Raw genomic sequence first — 18566 nt, 5'->3', positions numbered from 1 at the left:
ATTTCAGGATTTTCAGCAGGTAGCCTAAGCGGCCAGGTCAGCTTTGACTCTATAATCAAATGGCGCATAATGTATATTATGTTAAATAAGATATCTGATCGCGTATCTCAATCCTTCATTTCGCCCTTGACGCCTCTTACCAGGCTTACAACGCATTCCACCTATCCTACCGGTCCGTTTGATGGACACGACTGCGTTATCCTGGTGCGCATCAATGCGCACCCTACAAGTCAGCTTCGCGCTTCGTCCCTTTGATCATGTTTTTAGCTCATCCAGCATGACAACGCTACGCGAAAACTTCCCGGTTATCCCTCAGCGCTTTTGTCAGATTTCATGTAGCGCGATCGGTCTGTTTGCTGAATATCGCGATGTCATCCAGGTGCGCATCAATGCGCACCCTGCAATGCCACTCCGCACTGCACAATCGCAGGGGCGCCATTCATGGCGACCGAACCCGGCGCCGTCAGCGGATTGCCAGCCTCATTTATCTTTAAAATAATCTTCCGGCATTTGTCCCGGCGGCATGTTGATTACGGCATCATTATCCGGACCTTCATTCTTCATGTAGGTCACTTTGGCAAACTCAGGAATCACTACGTACGGATACGCTGGCCCTTCATCACGGAAACGATGCATATCTTCGATAAATTCATTCTGATAGCAGATGGTTTTTTCCGGATGCTGTCCTTCGCCGGCAATCCACTGCGGGAAAAAGATGGTGCCGTGAATCACCTTGCGGTTGATATCAAACAGCAGACTGACGCAGGTGCCGGTCGGCTCGTGCCAGTCGACTTTATAAATGCCCGGCGCGAACTGCACCGCATTCATACTTTGGTTGGTCACCCAACGGCCACCAACCAATCCCTGATGGATACGATAATCACAGGTTGTTGCGTTGCGCGCGTACCACTCATATTTCCAGCCATTATCATAGGTATAAACGAAATGCGTCCCGACAAACGCAGACAAATCTTTGGAAAATTCATCCGTTATCATGGTGTTATCCATTGTTTTACCTCATCAGCAGTTTGTTGAAGCAGGAATAGTAAGTTATAGCGCCTGTGAGAAAACCAGACGGCAAATTAACAAAAAAAATCCGCTTCCTGAGCGTGCTGCCGGCTTGACAGCGCCCGTCCCCTGCTCTTTTATCTCCTCTGTACGCCGGGCCAGCGTCGCTGTTACATTCTGAAGGCTTCGTCTGGCCGTTTTCCTGCTAAATCTCGCTGCAATCTTTGCAACAGCGAGGTCAAACGTTCGGCGATGTAATCGGTAAATTCTGCACGCCCCAGCGTTCTGGCAAATACCTGCTGGGGTATAAAACGGCGCATTTCGTTGTAAAAACGTCCGTCTTTGACGATGTTTTCGATACCAGCCAGCCGCTGTTTTAATAACTTTTCATAGTCATGAATCCGGTAATCCTCGATTTTTTGCCGAATCCAGCCCACATCATACGCAGCGCCTTGCTGCATCAGCCACGGTAAATCCCAGACATCGCGGTAACGAAGATATTTGGTGGTCGCAACCAGAGAAATAAGCTTATCACTCATGATCTCGTCGAGACTTTCACACATTACCAGCGTATCGCTGTAGCCATCCGGCAACACCGGATAATTGCGGCTTAGCGGCAACGGTTTGCGACTGTAAGCGGGAATATTAGCAACTTCGACCTTGATGCGTTGCTTAGGCATATCGCGTTTTTCGGGTGCCGTCGTCACGGAGACCTGCCATTTATCGACTCTGATCTCTTCATAGCCCGGCTGGCGGCGAAGTTCTGCCGGCTCTTTGACCGTAACTTCTAAACCGTAACGCGTGCCGAGATAGTCTTCGATACAGACCTTCATGTTTTTTAAATCTGCACCGGAAAAGTTGATGCCGCCGGCGAAATCCAGATCCTCGCTAAACCGATTGCCGTCATAACATAGCCGCAAAGAGGTACCGCCCTGGAACGTCAGATTTTGCAGCAGACCCGCTTTATCCAGACAGTAAAGGATGTCGTAGTGTAAAAGCTCTTTTTCCACTACGTTACGCATACCCTCGAGTTGCGCTGAAGCCATGGCCTTAGCGACCAGTTCAGTGAAACTGACTTTCTGATTCATCGTTCGTTTCCGCCTCATCAATCAGATGCGTATTACGTCCCACCCGACGTAAATCGCGCAGTGCGGCTTTTTTGGTTGCCAGGCGCAAAGGTGACTCGCCCAAAATGGTGTCCTGCAAAATTTGTTCAGGCGATCGTTTGGTATGCGTGAATTCGATCACGCCATAAGGCGTAATGTGTTCTTCAGAACGGCCCGTGGTCATAACGGTAAGACGCCCCATCGGGATTTGTGAAATTACACCGTAAGCCGATAACGCCGATTCCAGGCTCAGGTAGCTGTATTCTCCTCTGCGCAACGTCTGTACGATTCTTTCCAGCGTGTAAGCGTCTTTACTTCTCGCATAGGCGTAAACATAGACGCCACGGCTGGCGCGCTGCAGGATGCCGTCCTTCACCAGACGGTTCAGGCCAGCATTGAAAGCCTTGTCACTGTCGTCATAAAAGACTTTGGCTAAATCACGCACAGCAAAGACATAGCGCCCCTGCCTGTCAAACGCATTAAGCCGCTCGATTGCCGTCATTTTGTTCATATAAGTCTACGGGAAAACCACATTTATAGAGTATTCATGTGTACATGATTTGCCCAGCACTTTCAAGTGCACATGAATACCAGTAAAAAGTAGTATTCATGTGCACTTAGTCCACTTGGTTCAAATCTGGAAACTCTCCGTCGGTGTTACCAAAATCGCATGCCGGTTAAATGCAGGGTTCTGGCGATGCCACCGACAGCGATCAGCGCCAGCACAATGCCCAACCCCGCCATCGCTTCAAATCCAAGGTGTCTGAACAGCAGATAACCGACAACGCAGCCGGAAAGAAATGAGAAAATCGTGACCAGATGAGTAAAAAGCACGGTTCGGTGGCCATCTCGATCGGCGGCCTCGCTTTGGCTGAACGATGCGCGCAGCCAGGAGCCTAACGCGATGCCGGCGTCGGTCAGTGTGCCGGTCACGTGCGTGGAACGAACACGACCGGAAGAAAGCTGGGTTGAGGTTGAGTTATGGATGCCCATCAGCAGACTCAGCGTAACCAGAATTTCGCCGTTGTTTCGTTCGGAATACCACAGAATTTCTACCAGGGAGGTCAGCAGAAGGAAAATACCCTCGGCCAGCAGCACCAGACAGTAAATGGTGCGCAGATTCCGCTTCAGGCCGTAAGCTACCGTCAAACGCGCCAGCATGGCACCGCAGACAAAAGCAAAAATCAGCACGGCCAGAAACAGCAGATCGTGCAGGTCAGAACCATTTACCTCTGCCGAAATTTGCGAGGTATTGCCGGTCATATGGGAAGGGAAAAAGCCAAATGCGCCAAATGCCATGGCGTTAAGGATACCGGCCGTGGTGGCCAGCGTTAACGCCAGCAGGCGGTCTTCGCTGTGAGAGCGGATTTTCTTCTTGCGCAACAGCATAATCTATTTAGTACTCCTTTGAGAGATTCTCGGGTTGGTCGGGTCTCATCCTTATCAAGCATAGCGGCTATGCTCCGACTCACGGCTAATCCTCTGCTTTTATTACTTTTAAATCCTCTGCTGCCACATCGTATCGCTGTCATTTTTTTGTCATTTCCACGTCAGCGGATTGTTGGTCCCCGGCGCTTACAGTGGTGCATGAACCCCGATTAATTATGAGGACCGATCATGACATTACGCAAAATCACGGCGCTGACGGCGCTGGTAATCTCTGCCCTGAGTGCCGGACTGGCGCATGCCGACAGCGCTGCCGCGCCGCAGGAAGTAAAAAATATTGTGCTGGTCCATGGCCTGTACGCTGATGGATCCAGCTGGGGCAAAGTCATCCCACTGTTGCAGGCGAAAGGTCTGCACGTCACCGCGGTACAAAACCCAACAACGTCGCTGAATGATGACGTGGCGGCGGTGAAACGCGCGCTGGCACAGCAGAACGGACCGGTGATTCTGGTTGCGCACTCCTACGGCGGCATGGTTATCAGCCAGGCGGGCGATGAACCTGAAGTGAAGGGGCTGGTGTACATCGCGGCGCGCGCGCCTGAGGCCGGTGAAGATTATCCGGCGCTCACCAAAAAGTTCCCTGCAGCACCGGTTGCCGCTGGCCTGAAGTGGCGTGACGACGGTTTTGGCGCGCTCAGTGAACAGGCGTTTATCCACGACTTTGCCGGCGATCTGCCGGAAAGCGAAGCGCGGGCTTATTACGCCGTTCAGCAGCCGATGGGTAAAGCCATTACCCAGGCGAAAACCAGCGTGGCGGCCTGGCATAGCAAACCAAGCTGGTATGCGGTGTCGACGGAGGATCGCACTATCAATCCGGATCTGCAGCGCTTTATGGCGAAACGCATGCATGCGCAGACCATCGAACTCAAGGCCAGCCATGTGTCGCTGATTTCCCAGCCGCAGGCGGTGGCAAATCTGATCATGAAAGCCGCGCACGTACCAGGGTATTGAGCGCACCCTTACCGGGTGCATGTTTGATAGCGGCGCAATTTATTGCGTGATAAGTCGCGCCGCTACCAGAGGTGCGCGCCCTGCCTCACGAATGCGCTGGGGCACTCTTCATATCCAGTTCATAAACCACACAGGGCTGGTCGTAATGCTGCTCGATACCGCGATAGCGCATACCCAGCCGCTGCATCACCCGATGGGATGCAAGGTTTTCCGGATGTGCCACCGCCACCAGATAATCCACGCCAATCTGCCCGGTAGCAAACTGCACAATCGCCGTGGCGGCTTCGGTGGCATACCCTTTCCCCTGACTGCTGCGCAACAGTCGCCAGCCAATTTCCAGCGGCGCCTGTTCCTGATGAGCCAGATGCTGCAGACAAGCCGCTCCGACGATGTCATCGCTGCTCTTCTCGCGCAGTGCCCACCAGGAAAAACCATAGCGCTGCCAGCGTTGCTGCACGCGCTCAATGGTCGCCAGCGTCTCGTCCTCGCTCTTCACCTGTCCCTCATTGATATAACGCATGATTTCCGGGTCATCATCCATCGCGCGCAAGCCGGCGAGGTGGCTTAGCGCAAAGGGTTCCAGTCGTAAGCGTTCTGTTTCAATCACTGCCTGCATGATTCCCTCCCCGGGTTGTCCTGATCGCCACAGTTAATGGGTCTGTAGTTAGCGCATCATCGCCTTTATGCGCGTCCGTTACCGGCCAGGCTCCTGACATTAACGGACAACATTGCCAGCGTCATCACAATTTCCAATGACCGGTCAGCTTGTAACCTCATCAACCTCGTGACAATATCGCTACATGTATATACATGTATGTTTCGTGACATTTACCACTGACTAACAAGAAAAATCAATGACTAACCACCTTTAGCCGTTCCAGCGAGGAAACTATGTCCGCTCAGATACCTGCCGCAGATTATTCAGGCGCAGAGAAACAGCGCCTGTCAGAAACACGTTCTATTGATTACATCCCGCTCAGCGAGCGTCACGGGCATCCGTTCAGCCAGTTCACGTTGTGGTTTGGTGGCAATTTGCAGATTACCGCCATTGTTACTGGTGCGCTGGCGGTGGTACTGGGCGGCGATGTGGTGTGGTCGATTGTCGGTTTACTGGTGGGACAGATCGTCGGCGCGGCCATCATGTCGCTGCACGCGATTCAGGGCCCGCGGCTTGGCCTGCCGCAGATGATCACCAGCCGTATGCAGTTTGGCGTGTTTGGCGCGGTGATCCCGCTGGTGCTGGTGTGCATTATGTATGTGGGCTTCTCGGCCAGCGGCACGGTACTGGCCGGCCAGGCGCTGGCGAAGCTGGTCAACGTCAGCAATGCAGCCGGCATGATCATCTTCAGCGCCATCATCATCGTGATTGCGGTGCTCGGCTATCGGGTGATTCATAAACTCGGCAAAGTGGCTAGCGTCATCGGCGTGCTGGCGTTTGTTTACCTGTTCATCACCCTACTCTCCAGCCACGATTTAGCGGCCGTCTGGCAAAATCAGCACTTCAGCGTTGCCAGTTTTCTGCTGGCGGTATCGCTCTCCTCGTCATGGCAGATTGCGTTTTGCCCTTATGTGTCGGACTACTCGCGCTATCTGCCGGTGGATGTCTCCGCGAAAAAGCTGTTCAGTTCGGTGTTTTTTGGCACCGTGCTGGGCACGCAGGCATCCATGACGCTGGGCGTCATTGTGGCAGCGATTGCGGGTAAAGCGTTCTCCGGTAATGAAGTGGGCTACATCGTCGGGCTGGGCAGCAGCGCCACTATGGCGATGGTTATCTACTTCGCCATCTGCTTTGGCAAAATCACCTTCACCACGCTCAATGCCTACGGCAGCTTTATGTCGCTGACCACCATTGTCTCCGGTTTTCGCCAGCAAACCGCGATTAGCCGTGGCGGACGCATCCTGTTTGTGGTGTTGATGGTCACGATCTCATGCATCATTGCGCTGCTCAGCGAACCGGCGTTTCTCAAATCATTTACCCACTTCCTGCTGTTCCTGCTGGCCTTTTTTGTGCCGTGGAGCGCCATCAGCCTGACCGATTTTTATCTGATTACCAAAGGGAAAGTCGATGTGCCCGCGCTGTCTCAACCGGATGGCCGCTACGGTCGCTGGAACTGGGCCGGCATTATCATTTACTTCCTCGGGGTGCTGGTACAGCTGCCGTTCATTGATAACCCGCTGCATCATGGTTCCCTGACGTGGATTTTTGCCGGCAACGATGTGTCATGGATCATCGGCTGGTTTGTTACCGCGCTGCTGTGGCTGGCCGCACGTCGCTTTGATCGACGCGGGAAACTGGCCGACTCGGTTTATCCTCAGTGACGTTGTCACATACTAATGCTGCGGCGCGTGTTTTCGCGCCGCCCTCATCGGCAATATCCTGATAATGCCGTAAACGCTGCGACACGCTACACTGCTGATCGCCCTTTCGAGAATGCAGGAGTCATGGATGCCAGCCTCAGCGCTTTCACTGTTCACCCCGGCCACGCAACAGTGGTTTCGCCGCACTTTTCCGGCGGCGACCACCGTACAACAGGAAGCCTGGCGCGCCATCGCCAGCGGACAACACTGCCTGGTGATTGCGCCGACCGGCTCCGGCAAAACGCTGGCGGCATTTCTGCATGCGATCGACGCGCTGTTTCGCGAGCGTAGCCGCGACGAACCCGTAGCGCGCAGTCATAAGACGCGCATTCTGTATATTTCACCGGTTAAAGCGCTTGCGGCTGACGTGCAGCGTAACCTGGCGCTACCGCTGGCGGGCGTTGCTGCTCAGCGCGCGGAATTGGGTGAGGCGGAAATCACGCTGGAGGTCGGCATGCGCTCCGGCGACACGCTCAGCGCCGAACGGGCAAAGCTGCAGCGCCGGCCGCCGGACATCCTGATTACTACCCCGGAATCGCTTTTCCTGCTGCTGACGTCAAAAGCCCGCGAAACGCTGCGCGGCATCTCAACCGTGATTATTGACGAAGTACACGCGGTGGCCGGAAGTAAACGCGGTGCCCATCTGGCGCTCAGCCTGGAACGGCTCGATGTATTGCTGGCGCAGCCTGCTCAGCGCATTGGACTGTCGGCCACCGTGCGACCGCCAGAAGCGGTGGCGGCTTTCCTCGGTGGCGCGGGCACTACGCGCATCGTCAACCCGCCGGCGCAGCGGCCGCTGCAGCTGACAATTACCGTGCCGGTAGAGGACATGACGGACATCCAGCAACGTCCCGATGCGCGCGCCGCGCAGGAGAGCAGCCTCGCCGCCGGTTCCATCTGGCCGCATATTGAAGCCGGCATTCTGGATGAGGTATTACGCCATCGCGCGACTCTGGTGTTTACAAATTCGCGTGGGCTGGCGGAGAAACTCACCGCACGGCTCAACGAACTGTATGCGCGACGCTCCGCGCCGGAACAGGGCGTAACGGAGCCCGCCCTCGCCTATGGCTCTTTTAGCGGCGGAACCGAAAAACGCGCCACGCCTGCTGAAGCATATATTGCCCGTTCGCATCATGGCTCGGTGTCGAAAGAGCAGCGGCTGGAGATTGAGAACGCCCTGAAAGCCGGCGAACTGCGCTGCGTGGTGGCGACATCCAGTCTTGAACTGGGAATCGACATGGGCGATATCGATCTGGTGATTCAGGTCGGGGCACCGCCTTCGGTGGCCAGCGCGCTGCAGCGTATTGGCCGGGCCGGTCACCAGGTCGGCGGTACGCCGAAAGGCATTATCTGGCCGCGCACGCGCCGCGATCTGGTTGATGCGGCCGTGACGGTGGACGCAATGCTGGCAGGTGAACTGGATGCTATCGCTTTGCCACACAATCCGCTCGATATTCTCGCCCAGCATACGGTGGCGGCGGCGGCCATGGACACCCTGTCCGTCGAGGCGTGGTATCAACAGGTACGCCGTGCCGATCCGTTTAAAACGTTACCACGTAACGCCTTCGATGCGGTGCTGGATATGCTGTCTGGCCGCTACCCTTCGGACGAGTTTGCTAACCTGCGCCCGCGCATCATCTGGGATCGACAACAGCAAACCTTAAGCGGCCGCCCGGGCGCGCAGCATCTGGCAGTCACCAGCGGTGGCACCATTCCGGATCGTGGCATGTTCAGCGTGATGCTGCCGGAGGGCGAAGAACAGTCTGGTGCGCGCCGGGTCGGCGAACTGGATGAGGAGATGGTGTATGAGTCGCGGATTAACGACATCATCACGCTTGGCGCCACCTCGTGGCGCATCCAGCAAATTACGCACGATCAGGTGGTGGTGGTGCCGGCACCCGGTCGCTCGGCGCGCCTGCCCTTCTGGCACGGCGACAGTCTCGGGCGTTCGGCGACACTCGGCGAAGCCATTGGCCGCTATTTGCGACATGCCGCCAGCGGGGTGTTGCCCGGCAGCGACAACCTTGACGCCAATGCCCGACACAACATTCGTGCGCTCATCGACGAACAGATTGCCGCCACAGGCCTGGTGCCTGACGATCGCAATTTGCTGATTGAGCGTTGTCGCGATGAAACCGGCGACTGGCGCGTGATTTTGCATTCCCCTTATGGTCAGCGCGTGCATGCGCCGTGGGCGCTGGCCATCGCTGAGCGGATTGGCCGCCAGATGGGGCTCGATCCGGCCGTGGTCGCCAGCGATGATGGGATTGTCGCGCGCTTCCCTGACAGCGAAGGCCGGGTGCCAGGCGCTGAACTGTTTTTGTTTGCGCCGGACGAACTCCAGCGACAGGTGACGGCTGCGGTGGGACATTCTGCGCTTTTTGCCGCCCGCTTCCGCGAATGCGCCGCGCGCGCCCTGCTGCTGCCGCGCCGCAATCCCGGTAAACGTTCTCCGCTGTGGCAGCAGCGGCTGCGCGCCGGGCAACTGCTGGAGGTGGCGCGGCAGTTCGACGATTTCCCGATTTTGATCGAAACCGCGCGTGAATGTCTGCAGGACGTGTATGACCTGCCGACGCTGCATCAGCTGATGGCGCGGATACAACAGGGCGAGGTTAAGCTGACTGAAGTTACTACCGATACGCCCTCGCCGTTTGCTGCACCGCTGCTGTTTGGCTATGTCGCCGAATTCATGTATGCCAGCGATGCGCCGCAGGCGGAGCGGCGCGCGTCAATGCTGGCGCTCGACAGCACGCTGCTGAGCGATCTGCTGGGCCAGGTTGAAATGCACGAGCTGCTGGCACCCGAGGTGGTGGCACGCGTTGAGCAGGAGCTTCAGCGCACCGTCCCCGATTATCAGGCCAGTACTCAGGAAGCGGTGGTTGATCTGCTGCGCGAGCTGGGGCCGCTCACTGTGCCGGAAATCACGGTGCGCTACAACGGCGAGGCGTCGCTGATGCCGCTGCTAACCGCGCTGCAACAGGCGCAACGCATCATTCAGGTTACGATTGCGGCAGAGGCGCGCTGGGCTGTCGCCGAAGATGGCGTGCGGCTGCGCGACGCGCTGGGCACGGCGCTGCCAGCTGATCTGCCCGCCGGGCTGCTCGCGCCGGTGGCCCGTCCGCTGCATGACTTACTTAATCGCTATCTGCGCACCCACGCTGTCGCCACCAGTCTGCAAATCGCTGTCCGCTTTGGCCTGGGCCGGGTCGTGGTCGACGACACGCTGGAAGAGCTGCGTCAGCAGCAACGCGTACTGAAAGGCGATTTCCTCTCGCCTGCGGTCGATGCGTCAACGCAGTGGGTAGCGGAAAGCGTATTTCGTCGTTTGCGCGTGCGATCGCTGCAGGCGGCGCGTGAGGCCACCCGACCGGTCGAAGCGCCGGCGTACGTGGCTTTTCTGCTTGAGCGCCAGGGATTGCTGAGCGACGTCGCGGCATCTGCGGCACAGGGCGCCTTTGCCGGTATCAACGGCGTGGTGCGGGTGATTGAACAGCTGGCTGGCGTGGCGCTGCCGGTTTCGCTGTGGGAAAGCCAGATTTTGCCGGCGCGGGTGCGTGATTATCAGCCAGCGATGCTGGATGAGCTGCTCTCTTCCGGTGATGTCATCTGGAGTGGCCAGCGGGCACCTGGCGCGCAGGACGGACTGGTCTCCCTGCACCTGAGTGAGTTTGCCAGTGAAACGTTACCGGTGCCTGATGAGGGTAAAAATGTGACGTTGTCACCTTTGCAGCAGGCGATTGTGGCGCAGTTACAGGACGGTGGCGGCTGGTTCGCCCGCGAGCTGCTGCCGCGCGTGATGGCGCAGCCTGAACATGCTGTCGATCCCGGCGAAGTCTTTGCCGCGATGTGGGAACTGGTATGGCGCGGCTATCTGACCATGGATACCTGGGCCGCGCTGCGCCAGCTCAGCACCACCAGCCACACGCCGCGTCCACGCCCGGCCCGTCCTGCGCGCAGTCGCCACAGTCGGGCCAGTTTCGCGGCCAGCCGCAGTGCAGCTGCGCAGCCCTCGCTCAACAGCATGGCCGGACGCTGGTCGCTGATTGTGCGGCAGCCGCTGGCCGATACCGAACGCGCCCTGGCGCTGACTGAAAATATGCTCGACCGCTTTGGCGTGATCACGCGCGGTGCCGCCGTGGCAGAGCAGATTCCCGGCGGCTTTCCGGCGCTGCAGCCGCTGTTGCGCGGTATGGAGGATGCCGGACGGCTGCTGCGCGGCCGCTTTGTTGCTGGTATGGGCGGCGCGCAGTTTGCTGAAAATCCGGCCATCGACCGGCTGCGCCAGCTCGGCAGCGCGCAGGCCACGCACCCGCCGGTGGCGCTGGCGGTGCTGGATCCCGCCAATCCCTTTGGCGTGCAGCTGGCGTGGCCGCTCAGCGTCGGTGGCGTGCGGCCTACCCGCCGCAGCGGCGCACTGGTGGTGATTGGCAATGGGCGCGTTATGTTGTGGCTGCCGCCGGGTGGTAAAGAGCTGTTAACTTTTGGCGACATCTCTGAGGACCAACGTCAGGCCGCCATCGTGGCGCTGGGCCAGGCCTTACGCCGGGAGAAAACCCACAGCTTCATTCTCGAACGGGTGGACGATCAGCCGGCCAGCCAGTCATCGCTGCTACCGGCCCTGAAAGCCACCGGTTTTTCCCGCGTGCCGAAAGGCTACAGCTGGTATGGCTAAGCCTGCAGGCGGTAACGATGCTGCTGCAGGCGTTCGGCCTGACGCGGCGTCGCCACCGGCCAGCTAAGTTGCGGAAACAGGTATAACCGGATGCTGAACAGATGAAACAGCGGCAGCATCAGCGCCTCGTCACGCTGCGCCAGCTGTTCCAGCTGCATCAGCAGCACATCGAGCTCCTCCTGCAAATCCTCATGCGGCGGCGTCTGCAGCGACTTCAGCCTGCGCTTAAGAAACAGTCCCAGCTCGTGAAACATCTGCCCGCTGTCCAGCTGATAACGGCTCAGCAGCGCCTGATGGCGCGCGTAGTAGTCAAAGCTATTGACCCCCAGCCACACCTCGGTCAGCAGCATTCCCGCCGGCGCCATATCGGACTGCGGATCAAGGTGCAGGCGTGGCAGCACCACGTTGACCTTATCCAGCATCAGGCCAATAAAACGCTGGCGTCCCAGCAGCGATGAGCCGTTGCGCTCAATCTCCTTGATAAAGCGCAGCAGTTCACGCAGACCGTGACGCACGGCACGGCGCGCGGTCCACGATGGCCGCTTGTTGCGCATCAGCGCGGTCAGGATCACCGCAAATAGCACGCCGGCCATTGAAGCAATCGCGTTATTCACCAGCAGCACCAGATCGGGTTTCAGATGATGTCCGAGCCCGATAAAGCCGGGGATCTGAATCGCCACGCTCAGACCGATCATGTTGCTGGCCGGTCGCGCAATCATCAGCCCGAGCAGCAGCAAACCCGGGGCCAGGCAGAGGATCAGCGCCTCGAACGAGGTTGCCTGCGGCAGCAGCAGCGCGACATAAATCACGCTGATAAAGATCGCCACGATCACCCCACGAATAAACAGCTTCATTGAGGTCAGCGGCGTATCGAGGCTGGCGAAGAAGGAGCTGAGAATCGCGGCCATTACTGGCGCTGATGCCCCGTCGCGCCAGCCGGTCGCCATCCACAGCAGGCAGGAGCCAAAGGTGGCGCAAAATGCCGTCAGCGCCGACAGCCGAATCAGCCCTTTGTCGAAAAAGCGATGCGTGCGTTTACCGCGCGCCAGCGTGGTGTCGCCTGACAGATCGCTTACCAGCCCGCCCACGCTCTGGTAAGCCCCGGCGATACGCACAAAATCCACCAGCCGCTCCAGCAGGCCGGTAAACAGCAGACAGTGTTCGGTAGACAATTCGCCGTTGCGCCACGCCGCATTCAGCCGATCCTGACAAAGGCTCAGTTCCAGCTGAATGCCAATGACATCGCCCACCGCTTCGCCGTCATTCAGCCACAGCAGGAACTGCTGCAGGGTCTGCTCAACCCAGGCAGGAAAGGCAATCTGGCGCGCCGCCAGCCGCTGCAGTCGCATCTCAATCGCCGTCAGCGTGGGGATTAAGTATGAAAGATGCTGATACTGCGTGCTGACCAGGCGAATCAGCCGCCGGGCCGCGTCGCCCTCGTACACGCAATGGGTAATCAGGATCTCGACCTGCTGCGGATTAGTGGCCATGCGGGTCAGGATTTCGTCGCGTTCTGGCGATCGGTCAGCGGAAATGCCAGAGAGTAAATCGCGGCACAGCTTGCGCCCGTTGAGATACCACTGGCTGACGCTCTGCTCCAGCAGACTGCGCATCGAGACCGGAAACAACAGCGCGTGCACCAGGCTGCTACACACAATGCCTAAAGTAATTTCCTCAATGCGCGACAGCACGGTGCTGGTGATACCGAGCGGCGTCGTCACTTCCGGGAAACCCATAATCGCGGCGCTGTAGCCCGCCAGCATAAAGACATAGCTTTTCGGCGTGCGGTCGTGCAGCGACAGATAGAGACACAGGCTCACCCACAGTGAGATACACAGGCTGAACAGCAGCGGATGCGCCACGGTGAGCGGAAAGATAAAAAAGATGAAGACGCCACCGAGCAGCGTGCCGAGCAGGCGGAACAGCGATTTGGAGATGGTGGCGGCCGAATAAAGCTGCGATGCCACAAACACCGTGGTCAGCGCCCAGGCGGGACGATCAACATTCAGTTCAAGAGCCAGATACAATGCCAGAAAGGCGGCCAGACAGGTTTTTACGGCAAAAAAAACGGCGTTTTTCGAAAACCACTGCATGTCACGGAGACCAGAAGGCGCTAAGTGCGGCGTATCCTGCCAGAATCTGGCGGGCACTCATCCCGATAACTACGACAAATTGTTTCGTAATCGAAAACGGTGTTCATACACGCCTGACATCAGGCACAGAATGCTTTAAAGAAACTAATCGAACGCAGCAATCGGCGGGTCGCCGGCGGGATATCTGCGCTGTCACTGCCGCAGAAAGCAGCAATCTGCCTTCAGCGGCAGAAATGTGTCGCAGATCACACTTTGCTGCCGGACGATGCTATCCATAAAATAATTTCGCGCAATAAGGCGCAGTTTCCTGCGCCCGATCATTTTAATAGCTGACGATGGTCACCCAGTTCGCGTCCCGGCCGGCTGGCGCCTCGCCGACCCGCTGCAACGCCCCGCTGCGCGCCTCAATCGCGTAGCTGCCAATAACCGCACTCTTCTCACCGCTCACCACCAGCCAGCGACCATCGGCGCTGATCGCCATGCCGCGCGGCTGTTTCTCCACCGGCCAGCTGCCGATCAGCGTAAGTTTGCCATCCTGCTGGTTAACACGATAACCGCTCACGGTACTGCTGGTGCGTTCGCTGACATACAGAAAACGCCCGTCCGGCGTCAGCTGGATATCCGCTGACCAGATGCGCGGGGTGCTGTCGCTGTAACCCGGCGGCCGTTCACGCCCATGTTGCAGATGATACTGCGCCGCCACCGCGTTAGGCGTTTCCGCCACTTTCACCAGTTCGCCGCTGGTTTCGCGCCGGAACTGGGTAATGATGCCGCCCATTTCACCAATGTTGTACAGATAGCGATTATCCGGCGATAACACTGAGTGGCGCGGACCGTTGTCGGCGGCGGTTGCTACCCCGCCCTTACCAAGGGCGCTGAGCGTGCCGTCTGCGCCCAGCCGGAGCTGCAGCACGCGATCGGTGCCAAGATTGCCCACATAAGCGTGACGACCGCTGGCATCGACAATCACCGAATGTGCCGCATGACCGGTTTTATAGCTGCCGACCGGCGGCGTAGCGATGGTGCCGCTGGCTGTCAGGCGGTAAACCTGCACCACGTCGCCGTCATATGAGGCCCCCAGCAGAAAGCGTCCCTGACGCTCAGTGCTGATGTAGGGGTAACTGGCCGCAGCCGGCACGGTGTGCCGGTTGTTCAGCTCGCCGCTCTGCGAGTCAATCTGCCAGCTCGCCAGCTGCAGCGGTTTACTGCGAATCGCCGCGTACAGCGTTTTGTGATCCGCACTGAGCGCCATCGGCATCACTTTGCCCCCGGCCTCAGTGTGGCCAAGCAGCTGCAAAGCGCCGCTGCGCGCGTCCAGCGTATAGCGCGCGATGGTACCGTCGTCGGCGGCGGATACGTACACAAAGGTCTGCGCCAGCAGTGGCGCGCTCACCGTCATTGCCGCCAGCAGCGTAACGGTGCGCAGGCTGTTTATCATGGTGTTCTCCTTGATGAGGGGTAATCAGACCCGGTTATACGCAGTAAAGCACGGGCCTGTTATGTGAGATTGCCCGACGTCACCTGGGCACTTCTCCAGCAAGCCAGGCTAATCAGGTAATTAGCGCGCCGGCGAACCTGATGTTTTGTCCGGGTTTGTGCGCGGGCTCACCTGGCGTGGCCGCGATGTGGTGCAGGATTTTGCGGTGATGATTCTGGCTACGGTGGGTATACCACACAACTGGTTGAACACCTGACAGCGCGTCAGGTGTTCAACCGTGTCACAGGTTTTAACCTGCCGATTGCGCGACAGGCGCAAAGCTTACTGCAACTTCACGCCTTTGGTTTCTGGCGCTAACCAGACCACCACCATCGCGGCAAGAAAGGCGATCACCGTGGTGGCCAGCCCGGCGGTGAATCCTCCAACGCTGGCCACAAAGCCAATCAGCAGCGGCGCGATAAAGCCGCCCAGGCGCCCGCCGTTATACGCCAGCCCCATTAAGAAGCCGCGTGACTGCGTGTCGCCAATGATCTCGGCGAGGAAAGGACCGGAGCCGGCAAAAATACCGTTTACGCCAAACCCTGCCATGAAGATGGCAACCATCAGAATCAGCGGCTGAGTGGTCGCCAGATACATGCCGACCGCCACCGCACCGATAAACAGGTAGAGCAGAAACATCGGCCTGCGCCCCCACTTATCGGCCAGCAGTGAGAACACCAGGAAGCCAGCAATGGCACCGGTTTGCAGGGCCAGCACAAATTTCAGGCTGTGAAGAAAATCAAGATGCTTAACTTCACGAAGATAGGTTGGCGTCCAGGTGAATACGCCCCAGAACAGGTACTGAATGAAAAAGATAAAGGTAAATGCCAGCAGCAATCCTTTGAGGTTGATTTTGCCGGTACCTGCCGTTTTGTTCTGGCGGTGAGCGCGTTCCTGCTGGCGCGCCAGCCAGACAGGTGATTCAGGCGTGATATAAGCAATGACCATCATGATAAACACCGGCAGTGCGCCAATCATGAAAAGGTAGCGCCAGCCGCCGTTTTCCAGCCCGCCGGTCAGGGCCGTCACCAGCGCCGTCAGGCCAATCGCCAGAATCGCCCCCACCGGTAACCCCATTTGCATCAGCGCGCCACCGCGTGCACGACGCTCCGGACGCCATGTTTCGGCGATCAGTGCCGCTCCTGACGTCCACATGCCGCCCATACCCAGCGCACCGCAGAATCGCAGCGCAGCAAACGCCTGAGGATTGTGGGAGAACGCCAGCAGTCCGGAGAAGAGTGAATAGATGGCGATACAGATGAAGGCCGTTCTGACGCGTCCGATTTTATCGGCAACCAGCCCAAAAAGAATGCCACCAATAATCTGCCCGCCTGCTGTTGTGCTGATAAACACGCCAAGTTCCGTTTTGCTGACATCAAATACCACGCCCAGTACCGGTAATAACAGCGAGAGCAAAAACGAGTCATAGCTTTCAAACGTCCACCCTAACCCGCCCAGCGCCAGCGTCCTTTTTTCTGCCGATGTATACGAGATCGCTGCAGCGGACTCATCCTGCGCCAGGGGAGGCGCTTCATGCAGTCTTGATTTGATATTCATCCATATTCTCCAGGGAGGATAAGCGATAGCGTGCAGCCGCGGTGCGCCAGAACAGCTGTTCTCTTTCGGTCGGCGAAGCGTGCTCAGCCAGCCTTTTACAGACATTCCAGAATACGCCGTAGCTGAACATCCCTTTGTCGACGGGGAAGTTGCTGGCAAACATACAGCGCCCGACGCCAAATGCGTCAACCAGGGTTTCAAACTGCGGCCGCCAGGCCTGCGAAAGCGTCTGAGAGTCCGGCGGTATGGCATGCTGGGCGAAGGAGTAGCCCATAACGGTCATGCCGAAACCGCTGATTTTGATGCTCACGTTTGGCAACGTCGCCAGCACAATGATGGCCTTTTTCCATTCCTGGAAGGTGGCATCCCGTTTGTCGGCATACGGCCCGCTACCGATCGGCCCGCCGCAATGGTCCACAATAATGTGCAGTTCGGGTAGCGCCCGTGCCAGCTCAGCGATTTCATCGAGTTGGGTGTGATAAACCCAGACATCCAGCGACAGTCCTTTGCGGGCCAGGCATGCGGCACCGCGCCGGAATGCGGCACTGGCCGCCAGACCGGCGGGCGGCGTCGCGGGACTGGATACCACGCGTGGGTCATCGTGCCAGGCCAGCGGATTACGCATCCCGCGTAATCGTCCCCCTGAACGTTCCGTCATGCTTTCAATCACCGGCAGCAGGTCATCGCCAGCCAACAGGCTGGCACCGCCGACAATCGCTTCACAGCCTGCCGCCGCGCCGTAATGGCCGCTGTCAAACATTGCCGCAACGCCGCTGGCAAACTCCACCTCACCGACGGGTTTGAAGGCCTCCGGTCCGTTACGGCGCAGCATTGAACGGCATTGAATGTAGACGGTGGAGAGTATCCGGTGGCCGGACGTTTCGATATCGTGGCTGAATTCAGGCGCCAGATAACGCCCTGACTGGCGGTCCCATAAGTGATGATGCGCATCGACCATCGGCAGGTCGGGCATCAAAGCGGGTTCACGATGCAGTGCCAGCCAGTGCTCTCTGACTGGCAGATGCGGTGCGTTAACGATCTCCATAGTATCCCCTCTTAACTGCCTGATTTAAATCAGGTCTGAAACGCTGCTGGCATGCCTCATCGGCTAAACCATGAGTTGCACCAGATAAAACACAGTTTTACATAGTAAATTGACTTTAGATTCACCGCATAACCGATAGCCAGCAAAAAGGGGATGTTAATGATGTAAGTAAGATGTTAATCACAAATGTCCTGCTACACCGTCAGGTTTCAATCTTTGGCAGCAGCGTCACCCTCAATGTGTGTCGCCTCGACCTGACGAACAAAACTACGCCTCTCGGGTTTTAAGCGCTTTCAGGCGCGCCGGAAGCGCCCGCTCTGTCGCTTTGCGATGGTAAGGCGAAAGCTTGCGCCAGCTTTGGGTTTCACCACGGGTGCGTCCGCATCCTTCGCACCAGCCGGTTTTCGTATCAAACACACAGAGATCGATGCACGGCGATTTTGCGGCCATATCCAGCCTCCTGGGATTTGGATGTCGATGTCGGGGTAATCAGTTGCAGGCGGCCCGAAAGCGCCGTAAAGTGAGTTATATACTATACCCCAGTATATAACATGATCAACCGGAGACAGTAATGGCCCATACCCTGAGAAATCAGAAAAGCTTACTCACCCGCATTCGACGTATAAAAGGTCAGGCGGCGTCGCTGGAAACCGCCGTCGAATCGGGTGAAGAGTGTCTCAAGGTACTGCAGCAGGTCGCGGCAGTGCGCGGCGCTATTAATGGCCTGATGAGCGAATTGCTTGAAGGCCATATACGCGAACATTTGATGAACGCAGAGGCTACGCCGCAGGCGCGAAGTGAGGATCTGGAAGAGATCGTGGCGGTCATTCGTTCTTACCTGAAATAGAACCTC

14 protein-coding genes are annotated in these 18566 nt (G+C 57.8%); 4 read left to right on the top strand and 10 right to left on the bottom strand.

The window, feature by feature from the left end:
• Positions 1-480: 480 nt before the first annotated feature.
• From C1Y43_RS00670 to C1Y43_RS00655, 4 genes are all read right to left on the bottom strand, one after another.
• Positions 481-996, bottom strand: coding sequence for a phenolic acid decarboxylase (locus C1Y43_RS00670; RefSeq protein ID WP_058758650.1), 516 nt, complete (start codon positions 994-996; stop codon positions 481-483).
• Positions 997-1178: 182 nt separating this feature from the next.
• A complete protein-coding gene (locus C1Y43_RS00665; RefSeq protein WP_104186649.1) occupies positions 1179-2096 on the bottom strand; it encodes a nucleotidyl transferase AbiEii/AbiGii toxin family protein in 918 nt (305 codons plus the stop codon).
• Positions 2071-2625: a type IV toxin-antitoxin system AbiEi family antitoxin gene (abiEi, locus tag C1Y43_RS00660; protein ID WP_021506034.1), complete on the bottom strand. Its 555-nt coding sequence runs from the start codon at positions 2623-2625 to the stop codon at positions 2071-2073. The genes C1Y43_RS00665 and abiEi overlap by 26 nt, the downstream gene beginning before the upstream one ends.
• 146 nt (positions 2626-2771) lie before the next feature.
• Positions 2772-3503, bottom strand: a complete 732-nt coding sequence (locus C1Y43_RS00655; RefSeq protein WP_021506033.1) for a YoaK family protein — start codon at positions 3501-3503, stop codon at positions 2772-2774.
• Positions 3504-3731: 228 nt separating this feature from the next.
• Between C1Y43_RS00655 and C1Y43_RS00650 the strand changes: the two genes are divergently transcribed.
• Complete coding sequence (locus tag C1Y43_RS00650) at positions 3732-4511, top strand: alpha/beta hydrolase (protein WP_058758558.1); 780 nt, start codon at positions 3732-3734, stop codon at positions 4509-4511.
• A gap of 85 nt (positions 4512-4596) precedes the next feature.
• Here the strand turns inward: C1Y43_RS00650 and C1Y43_RS00645 are convergent, their stop codons facing one another.
• Positions 4597-5127, bottom strand: coding sequence for a GNAT family N-acetyltransferase (locus C1Y43_RS00645; RefSeq protein WP_058769804.1), 531 nt, complete (start codon positions 5125-5127; stop codon positions 4597-4599).
• 275 nt (positions 5128-5402) lie between these two features.
• On the opposite strand from C1Y43_RS00645, the gene C1Y43_RS00640 reads away from it, so the two are divergent.
• Together C1Y43_RS00640 and C1Y43_RS00635 are read left to right on the top strand one after the other, a co-directional pair.
• A complete protein-coding gene (locus tag C1Y43_RS00640) occupies positions 5403-6830 on the top strand; it encodes a cytosine permease (RefSeq protein ID WP_088515770.1) in 1428 nt (475 codons plus the stop codon).
• 112 nt (positions 6831-6942) lie between these two features.
• Positions 6943-11541: an ATP-dependent helicase gene (locus C1Y43_RS00635; protein WP_199189131.1), complete on the top strand. Its 4599-nt coding sequence runs from the start codon at positions 6943-6945 to the stop codon at positions 11539-11541.
• Here the strand turns inward: C1Y43_RS00635 and C1Y43_RS00630 are convergent.
• The 5 genes from C1Y43_RS00630 to C1Y43_RS00610 form a co-directional block, all read right to left on the bottom strand.
• Positions 11538-13634: an FUSC family protein gene (locus C1Y43_RS00630; protein ID WP_104186646.1), complete on the bottom strand. Its 2097-nt coding sequence runs from the start codon at positions 13632-13634 to the stop codon at positions 11538-11540. The two genes, C1Y43_RS00635 and C1Y43_RS00630, sit on opposite strands and share 4 nt — an antisense overlap.
• A gap of 322 nt (positions 13635-13956) precedes the next feature.
• On the bottom strand, positions 13957-15072 hold the full coding sequence (locus C1Y43_RS00625; RefSeq protein ID WP_104186644.1) for a beta-propeller fold lactonase family protein: 1116 nt from the start codon (positions 15070-15072) through the stop codon (positions 13957-13959).
• A 321-nt stretch (positions 15073-15393) separates the two neighbouring features.
• On the bottom strand, positions 15394-16668 hold the full coding sequence (locus tag C1Y43_RS00620; RefSeq protein ID WP_058758564.1) for an MFS transporter: 1275 nt from the start codon (positions 16666-16668) through the stop codon (positions 15394-15396).
• Complete coding sequence (locus C1Y43_RS00615) at positions 16643-17713, bottom strand: amidohydrolase (protein WP_104186642.1); 1071 nt, start codon at positions 17711-17713, stop codon at positions 16643-16645. Before C1Y43_RS00615 ends, C1Y43_RS00620 begins: the two co-directional genes overlap by 26 nt.
• Positions 17714-17980: 267 nt before the next feature.
• Entirely contained in the window at positions 17981-18163 is a 183-nt protein-coding gene (locus tag C1Y43_RS00610) for a DUF1289 domain-containing protein (RefSeq protein WP_021506023.1), read from the bottom strand.
• 121 nt (positions 18164-18284) lie between these two features.
• Here C1Y43_RS00610 and C1Y43_RS00605 point away from each other — a divergent pair, with 121 nt between their 5' ends.
• Complete coding sequence (locus C1Y43_RS00605; RefSeq protein WP_058769814.1) at positions 18285-18560, top strand: metal/formaldehyde-sensitive transcriptional repressor; 276 nt, start codon at positions 18285-18287, stop codon at positions 18558-18560.
• Positions 18561-18566 lie beyond the last annotated feature (6 nt).

Origin of the sequence: Pantoea sp. ICBG 828 (assembly GCF_002928355.1) — a bacterium.
GTDB lineage: Bacteria > Pseudomonadota > Gammaproteobacteria > Enterobacterales > Enterobacteriaceae > Pantoea > Pantoea dispersa.
The sequence above is the reverse complement of the archived record's forward strand: the minus strand, read 5'-3'. Positions and strand labels throughout refer to the sequence as shown.

Bases quoted from the DNA above. Each gene is read 5' to 3' on its own strand.
- C1Y43_RS00670 (WP_058758650.1), bottom strand. From the start codon at position 996: ATGATAACGGATGAATTTTCCAAAGATTTGTCTGCGTTTGTCGGGACG.
- C1Y43_RS00665 (WP_104186649.1), bottom strand. From the start codon at position 2,096: ATGAATCAGAAAGTCAGTTTCACTGAACTGGTCGCTAAGGCCATGGCT.
- abiEi (WP_021506034.1), bottom strand. From the start codon at position 2,625: ATGAACAAAATGACGGCAATCGAGCGGCTTAATGCGTTTGACAGGCAG.
- C1Y43_RS00655 (WP_021506033.1), bottom strand. From the start codon at position 3,503: ATGCTGTTGCGCAAGAAGAAAATCCGCTCTCACAGCGAAGACCGCCTG.
- C1Y43_RS00650 (WP_058758558.1), top strand. From the start codon at position 3,732: ATGACATTACGCAAAATCACGGCGCTGACGGCGCTGGTAATCTCTGCC.
- C1Y43_RS00645 (WP_058769804.1), bottom strand. From the start codon at position 5,127: ATGCAGGCAGTGATTGAAACAGAACGCTTACGACTGGAACCCTTTGCG.
- C1Y43_RS00640 (WP_088515770.1), top strand. From the start codon at position 5,403: ATGTCCGCTCAGATACCTGCCGCAGATTATTCAGGCGCAGAGAAACAG.
- C1Y43_RS00635 (WP_199189131.1), top strand. From the start codon at position 6,943: ATGCAGGAGTCATGGATGCCAGCCTCAGCGCTTTCACTGTTCACCCCG.
- C1Y43_RS00630 (WP_104186646.1), bottom strand. From the start codon at position 13,634: ATGCAGTGGTTTTCGAAAAACGCCGTTTTTTTTGCCGTAAAAACCTGT.
- C1Y43_RS00625 (WP_104186644.1), bottom strand. From the start codon at position 15,072: ATGATAAACAGCCTGCGCACCGTTACGCTGCTGGCGGCAATGACGGTG.
- C1Y43_RS00620 (WP_058758564.1), bottom strand. From the start codon at position 16,668: ATGAATATCAAATCAAGACTGCATGAAGCGCCTCCCCTGGCGCAGGAT.
- C1Y43_RS00615 (WP_104186642.1), bottom strand. From the start codon at position 17,713: ATGGAGATCGTTAACGCACCGCATCTGCCAGTCAGAGAGCACTGGCTG.
- C1Y43_RS00610 (WP_021506023.1), bottom strand. From the start codon at position 18,163: ATGGCCGCAAAATCGCCGTGCATCGATCTCTGTGTGTTTGATACGAAA.
- C1Y43_RS00605 (WP_058769814.1), top strand. From the start codon at position 18,285: ATGGCCCATACCCTGAGAAATCAGAAAAGCTTACTCACCCGCATTCGA.